Below are 6,624 nucleotides of genomic sequence, written 5' to 3' on the forward strand. Positions count from 1 at the left end.
TTCTTTTGTGGACTGCGTAAGAATCCCCCGCCTTTAGGCGGTGGGAGTGTCAATCTTGATCTCCACATAGCAGCAGGGATCCCCACTGCCGGCAAAGGTCATCGGGATCCCTCCTTCAAAGGCGGTCATCACGTAGGCTTCCAGCTTGCCCACCTGTTTGGCCAGAGCAGCAGAGAGCGACTTGAGCAGCGCCTCTACAGCGGCAGGTTCCGGCTTTAGAGGCGTTTGCAACTTGATCAAGGGCATAGGCACTGCTTTTTGTCGACAAGTTGATCTTGCCGTTGCCGGCTTGTTTTTTGCGGGATCCCCCTGTGGTAGCTTAGCTGCAGAGTTCCGCCGATCCCCATGGAGCAGAGGAAGCCGGTCAGTTCTGAGCCTAACCACCCCACTCGAGCTGAGGCAGGGCCGCAGGAGGTGCGAACCGAGGCTGCTCCTGCCCCTGTCGGCCCTTACAGCCAGGGCATTGCCGCTGCAGGGCCATTTCTATTCGCCGCCGGACAGGTGGGCCTGGATCCCAAAACCGGCAAGCTGGCGGGGGAAGATGTTGCCTCGCAAACTCGGCAGGCGCTGCTGAACCTGAAAGCCGTGCTGGAAGCAGGGGGAACAAGCTTGGCCAATGTGGTGAAGACCACCGTTTTTTTGGCGGATATGAAAGACTTTGCCGCCATGAACGCGGTTTATCGAGAGTTTTTTGCCGCCGATCCGGCACCGGCCCGCTCTTGCGTGCAGGTGGCTGGCCTGCCCTTGAATGCCTTGGTGGAAATCGAGGCGGTGGCCTGCTACCGATAGCGGCGGTTAAAAGCTGCAACTCTTCAACCCCCAGATCCAGAATGTTGGCCATCTGGGCTGGGGCGACCGTTTTCCTCGGGTGCGGATCCCGGCAAGTCGGGCACCGGGTCGTAGCCTCCCGGGTGCCAAGGGTGGCAGCGGCAGAGGCGGCGGATCCCCAGCCAACCGCCTCGGATGGCACCGTAGCGCCGCACGGCTTCCAGGGTGTACTGGGAGCAGGTGGGGTAGTAGCGGCAGGCAGGCGGTAGCAGAGGGGAGATGGCCACCTGGTAGCCTCGAATCAGGGCAACTAAACCGCGAGTCAAGGGATCCGACCGTTCCGCCATAGGCCAGCGTACAAAAAGGCCATTTCCAGGCTAACGTCTGCCCTCCTGCGCAGCTCCAGACAAGAGGTTAAGATCCAAAAAGTCACCACCCAAATATACATTTCGTAATACTTCTGTTCGGGGATGCCGTGGAGACGGCTTTGCTCCTCGGCATGGTTGTAAGAGTTTCATCAGGAGTGGGCGTGAGGGCATTTGGGCGGCTACAGCCAGCACAGCGGCGCAACTTGGGCATTTTGTTCGTGGCCGGGCTGCTCTTTTGGGCCAGTCTGTCTGCGCTGTTGCCCACGCTGCCGCTCTACGTCCGGGATGTGGGCGGCACCAGCCAAGAGGTGGGCTTGGTGATGGGGGCCTTCTCGATTGGGCTGCTGGCTTTTCGTCCTTGGCTGGGGCGGCTGGCGGATGGCCACAGTCGGCGCATTGTGTTGCTCATCGGCATGGGCGCGGCGGGGATGGCGCCTTTGGGGTACTGGCTTTGGGATTGGATCCCGTGGATAGCGCTGGTACGGGCCTTTCATGGGATCAGCATCGCCGCTTTTGCCACCGCCTACGTTACTTTGGTGGCGGATTTTGCCCCGGAAGAAAAACGCGGCGAGATCTTGGGCTACATGAGCTTGGTCAATCCCATGGGTGTAGCCATCGGCCCTGCTTTGGGCGGTTTTTTGCAGGAGCTGGCCGGTTATGGCCCTCTGTTTCTCTTCGCCGCTTTGCTGGGGTTGGTGGGCTTTTTCTGTACCCAATTGGTTCGAGAGCAGCGCCGTGGGGATTGGGGATCCCTGCCCTCGGATGGGGCGTTTTGGGGCCTTGTGCTCAGCCCGAAGGTGTGCTCTCTCGCCGGGGTCATGTTGTTGGTTGGCCTGGCCTTTGGCACCCAGACCACGTTTGTGGCTCTGTTGATCCAAGAGGCCGGAGTTCCCCTGAATCCAGGTCTTTTTTATACGGCGGTGGCCCTGTCCAGCTTCGGCGTGCGCCTGCTGGCTGGTCGCGCTTCCGACCGCTACGGGCGGGGGCCGTTCATCTCGCTCAGCCTGGCCACCTATGCTCTGGCGATGGGGATCCTGAGGGTTGCCGACAGCGCTGCGGCTTTTCTCGCCGCCGGGATCGTGGTGGGGTCGGGTTTTGGCACCTTGATCCCGCTGATCTCCGCCCTGGTGGCGGATCGCTCTGAGCCGGCGGAGCGCGGTCGCCTGTTTAGCTTGGTGATGTGTGGCTTTGACTTGGGCATTGGGCTGGCGGGGCCGATCCTGGGCACGCTGGCGGGGGGGTTCGGGTATCGGGCCATGTTTGGCTACGCCGCCCTTCTGGCGTTGGCTTCCTTGGGCTCTTTTCTCTGCTTCTCCAACGGGCGACCGGGATCCTCCCTGCGCTTTGCCTTGGGCCTGGAAACCGATCGGTTTCGACAGCCAGATCCTGTCCCTTCGGAACAGCCCCAGCCGTCCCCTCCCCTGCCAACGGGATCCCGTCCTGCCCTCTAGGCACCCTGATTTTTGTCCCCAAGTCCGATTTGCCCTATCCTAGGCTGGGGTTGCTGTACAAAAAAGAACTCTGGGCAGATGGGAGCACGGGGTTGGCTTGCCCTCCTGGGATCCCTGCTGGTGGGCGCCTTAGGGGGATGGATCGAGAGCGCTTGGGGGGTAACGGTGCGGGTGGCCTTGGCCGATGCCACCGCCCCTTTGGTGGTGGGGGTTTCTCTCCCTGCCCAACTGACCAATAGCCGCCAAGAGGTGCTGGCCGAGTTGCCCCCCATGCAAGGGTTTCTGGCCCAGCCCGGCCCTCAGGGGGTGCGCCTGCAGGGGGTGGTCAGCCCGGTGTTGTTCATCGAGCCGCAAGCGGGTGGCCTGGTGGCGGTGGATGGCCGCTGGTATTCTGGCAAAGTGCTCCTGACCGGCTACAACCGCTTGCTGGCCATCAATTACGTGGATCTGGAAGACTACGTGGCCGGCGTGGTGGAAGCCGAGATGGGATCCCGCTTTCTGCCCGAGGCCCTCAAGGCCCAGGCGGTGGCAGCCCGCACCTATGTTCTTCACCACCGCAATTCCCGCGGCTGGTTTGACGTGTTTAGCGACACCCGCTCCCAGGTGTATCGGGGTCTGTCGCAGCGCTCGGCAGCCGCCCTAGCAGCAACACACGCCACCCGCGGCATCGTCATGGTGTATGGGGGGCAATTCGTGAATGCCATGTATAGCGCCAGCGCCGGCAGCCAAACCGTCGGGGTGAGCGGGATCCCTTACCTAAAAAGCCTGCCGGATTTTAGCCCCTATCCCAAGTACGGGCATGGCATCGGCATGAGCCAGTGGGGCGCCCAAGAATTGGCCCGCCGGGGCTGGACTTACCGCCAAATCTTGGCCTACTACTACCCCGGCGTCAGGTTTGGCCGGTTGCCGGATTGACCTACTCCCCCTTGCTCTGGGTTGCCAGGGGTGCCCATCTCCCCAGGTTGCCCTTCAGCCGCAAACGGGCCGGGTTCACCCTTGGCCGGCTTCTTCTGGTTAAGACCGGAGTGGACCTAAATAGGGCAGCCACAACTTTGCCCAAGAGCTTTTGTGGGCATGCCGATCCCGGCCTAGGGGACAAAACTGCCGGGCTGAGAAGCAGCAACCCAGACCACGCAATCTCCCCTCACCTCCAACCAGCCACCCCCTGGGTAGTCGGGGCTGCGGCTGCGGCGGCCTGCTTTCAGGAGCCGGATCCCGGCTTCCACCTGCTCAAAAGTCGGGTGATGGGGCAGCAGCAGCGACAAGAATTGGAACATCACCTGCCGCTGCAGAGCCAGGGGCGCAGCCCGCAAGGGATCCCGTCGCAGCCCCGGCAAAGCCGGCTCGTACACCTGCAACCATAGTTGGGCGGCTTGCGCCACCACCAGCTCATGCTCTGCCTGCAACAGCGTGGCCGCCCGATTCAAAGCCGCTTCCAGTTGCGGGTTAAAGTGCTGCTTGAGATAGGGCATCACCTCTAGGCGAAGGCGGTTGCGGCCATGAGCCAAATCCTGGTTGCTGCGATCCGGCCAGACCGGCAACTGGTATTGTCGGCAGAACTCTTCCGTTTCCCAGCGGGAAAGGCCCAGCAGGGGACGCACCAACCAAGCGGAGGTGGGATCCCGCTCGTCCAAACGCCGTTGCCAATCTAGGCTGACCAGGCCGGCAGCCCCCGTGCCCCGCAGCAGGTTCCACAAAAACGTCTCCGCCCGGTCGCTGGCCGTGTGCCCCGTGGCCACCGCCTCGCAGCTCCAGGTGCGCGCCCATTTGTCCAGTTGCTGGTAGCGCCAAGCCCTGGCCCCCGCCTCATCCCAGCGGATGGGATCGGCAGTCTCAACGGCGTGGGGCAGGCCCTGCTGTTGCAGCCATCCCTGCAAAAACTGGGCACACGCCGTCTCATCGGCTGACCAACGGTGATCGCAGTGCAAAACAAAGATCTGCCACCGCCAGCGCGGCTGCAAATCCCGCAAGATCTGGAGCAGGGAAAAAGAATCTTGTCCGCCGGAAAAAGCTACCAGCAGCCGCTGGCCGGGGCGAAGCAGTTGCCGCTCGCGAATGGCACACTGAACCCGCAAGTGAAGAGGAGAAAGCCTGGCCACAGTTGGCTATTGCTCGGGGGCAACCCAGACCTGGGATCCCTCAGGCAAGGGCCCGAGTGAGATGCGAGGCCACCGTCTGCACAGCCGCAATGCTCCGCTCGTAGGCCATGCGAGTCGGCCCCAGCAAGGTGACCGTCCCCAGCGGCGCCGAGCGGCGGCGATAAACTGAGGCGATGACCGTGCAGTGGTGCAGCGATTCCAGCGGGTTCTCGCTGCCAATGTAGATGATCACGGGAACGTTGTGGGATGGATCCTGATCTGCGGTGCTGGAGGATGCCTTCTCCCTGGCCGACGGGGCCGAGAGAGCCGCTTCGCTCGTGAACAGGCAACCTGGCGTGGAATAGAGCCCGATCATCCCCTGCAGCTGCTCGGATCCCTCTTCGAGCAACTGGGCCACCGCCTGCATCCGCTGAGCCTGGGAAAACTCCGGCTGCCGCATCAGCTCCGTCATGCCCGCGCTGAACACCTGTCCTAGAGAGGGCCGCAGGTAGCGTTGGACTACCGAGCGCAGCAGTTGCTGCAGCCAATGGCTGTAAGCGCGAAACTCCTCATCCAGCTTCAACCAGCTCAGATCCTGCAGCTCGGCAAAAGTCTTGCCCCGCAATTTCAGGGTGAGGAAGTTGCTCAGTAGCTGCAGTTCATCTTCCAGATCCTCGCGCCGATCGTCAGGCCAATCCGGTGGGCTGACCAAGGCCGAGTGGGTTTGATAGGAATCCGTAACCACCAGCACCATTACCCGCCCCGGCCCCACCGACAACAACTGCACGTGGTGAACGGCTACCACCGGCCCCTGGGGAGGGGTGATGAGGGCGATGCAACCGCTCAAGTGGGCCAAAAGCTGTGCCACCCTCTGTAGGAAGCTATCGAGGTCGTCCCCCAGCTCACGGTTGAGCTGATCCAGCAACTGCTGCAGCGCAGGATGGGGCTCCGGCTGGGGAGCATCGTTCGGGATCCCATCCATGTTGGCGGAGCTCAACAGATCGTTCACATAGACCCGATAGCCAAAGTCAGAAGGGATCCGACCGGCAGAGGTGTGGGGCTGGAACAGCAACCCAACCTGCTCCAGCGTGGCCAAGTCGTTGCGAATGGTAGCCGTGCTGACTCCGAGGTTGTAGGACTGGGCCAAGGTTTTGGAGCCGACAGGTTCTGCCGTGGCAATATACCTGCGCACCGTTGCCCACAGGATCTTCCGTTGTCTAGGAGTCAGTTCGAGTTTCATGGCTGCTCAAAAGAACCCAATCAACACCTGCTAAGGGGAATTAGCCAATGGATCTCAGGTCAACCAAGCTAGGGCTAAATGAGGATCAGATAAACTTTTACTTCTCTCTTTAACTTTATTGTTACCCTTTCATCTTGGGTTGCAGGCGCGGAAAATTGCAACAGCAGAGGTGGAAAGAGGTGGAGGCTCTTGGTTTGGCGAGAAAAGCGGAGCTCCCTGTAGCCTCTGCATCCTTATTTTTGCCCAAAGGGGGTACTAAAGTGTTAAGTCAACTCTAGGCTAAGTGAGCCTGCTGCTGCCTGTTCTGTATCGTTTTGTATCTTTCGAGGTCGCTCCATGTACTTGTCCCCCCAGGAGGTTGCTCTACCTGGCCGTCCAGCTAGCTCGGGATCGGCGGCAGTGGGGCCTCCAACTCAATTACCCCAAGGCGGTGACCTACCTGAGCGCAGCTATCTTGGAGGGGCGCGGGAAGGGAAAACCGTTGCTCAGGTGATGAGCGAAGGTCTGACGTGGCTGAGCCGAGAGGACGTGATGCCAGGGATCCCGGAAATTCAAGTAGAGGCCACCTTTCCCGACGAAACCAAGCTGTTAACCATCCGCTAGCTGCTTTCTAAGGATCCCCCAAAGACCCAGAGACTTTAGGAGGTTGTCCATCAGAACCTCCGGGGTACTCCCGCCACAGCGCAGCTTGGCGGGCTGGAGGATAGGCGGTGAGACGA

General features: G+C 61.3%; 7 protein-coding genes and 1 pseudogene. 4 read left to right on the top strand and 4 right to left on the bottom strand.

The genetic code is table 11. From position 1 onward, the window contains the following. Positions 1-33: 33 nt before the first annotated feature. A complete protein-coding gene (locus tag NW848_RS10755) occupies positions 34-246 on the bottom strand; it encodes a phenylpyruvate tautomerase MIF-related protein (protein WP_011431387.1) in 213 nt (70 codons plus the stop codon). A 168-nt stretch (positions 247-414) separates the two neighbouring features. Between NW848_RS10755 and NW848_RS10760 the strand changes: the two genes are divergently transcribed. Continuing rightward, a complete protein-coding gene (locus NW848_RS10760) occupies positions 415-789 on the top strand; it encodes a RidA family protein (protein ID WP_011431385.1) in 375 nt (124 codons plus the stop codon). 23 nt (positions 790-812) lie between these two features. Here NW848_RS10760 and yidD read toward each other — a convergent pair whose 3' ends face one another. Next, a complete protein-coding gene (gene yidD, locus NW848_RS10765) occupies positions 813-1,115 on the bottom strand; it encodes a membrane protein insertion efficiency factor YidD (protein WP_099812756.1) in 303 nt (100 codons plus the stop codon). 182 nt (positions 1,116-1,297) lie between these two features. Between yidD and NW848_RS10770 the strand changes: the two genes are divergently transcribed. Together NW848_RS10770 and NW848_RS10775 are read left to right on the top strand one after the other, a co-directional pair. Continuing rightward, entirely contained in the window at positions 1,298-2,587 is a 1,290-nt protein-coding gene (locus NW848_RS10770) for an MFS transporter (RefSeq protein WP_011431383.1), read from the top strand. A gap of 78 nt (positions 2,588-2,665) precedes the next feature. Continuing rightward, complete coding sequence (locus NW848_RS10775) at positions 2,666-3,502, top strand: SpoIID/LytB domain-containing protein (RefSeq protein ID WP_011431382.1); 837 nt, start codon at positions 2,666-2,668, stop codon at positions 3,500-3,502. Positions 3,503-3,675: 173 nt separating this feature from the next. Here the strand turns inward: NW848_RS10775 and tilS are convergent, their stop codons facing one another. Both tilS and NW848_RS10785 read right to left on the bottom strand, forming a co-directional pair. Further along, on the bottom strand, positions 3,676-4,686 hold the full coding sequence (tilS, locus tag NW848_RS10780; protein WP_414508513.1) for a tRNA lysidine(34) synthetase TilS: 1,011 nt from the start codon (positions 4,684-4,686) through the stop codon (positions 3,676-3,678). Between the two features lie 40 nt (positions 4,687-4,726). Next, entirely contained in the window at positions 4,727-5,905 is a 1,179-nt protein-coding gene (locus tag NW848_RS10785) for an HrcA family transcriptional regulator (protein WP_011431380.1), read from the bottom strand. Between the two features lie 358 nt (positions 5,906-6,263). Between NW848_RS10785 and ureA the strand changes: the two are divergent. Further along, a pseudogene (ureA, locus tag NW848_RS10790) lies at positions 6,264-6,508 on the top strand (urease subunit gamma). The last annotated feature ends 116 nt before the right edge of the window (positions 6,509-6,624 follow it).

This window comes from Synechococcus sp. RC10A2 (assembly GCF_047502605.1).

Coding starts and splice junctions, on each gene's coding strand:
- NW848_RS10755 (WP_011431387.1), bottom strand. CDS start 246: ATGCCCTTGATCAAGTTGCAAACGCCTCTAAAGCCGGAACCTGCCGCT.
- yidD (WP_099812756.1), bottom strand. CDS start 1,115: ATGGCGGAACGGTCGGATCCCTTGACTCGCGGTTTAGTTGCCCTGATT.
- NW848_RS10775 (WP_011431382.1), top strand. CDS start 2,666: ATGGGAGCACGGGGTTGGCTTGCCCTCCTGGGATCCCTGCTGGTGGGC.
- NW848_RS10785 (WP_011431380.1), bottom strand. CDS start 5,905: ATGAAACTCGAACTGACTCCTAGACAACGGAAGATCCTGTGGGCAACG.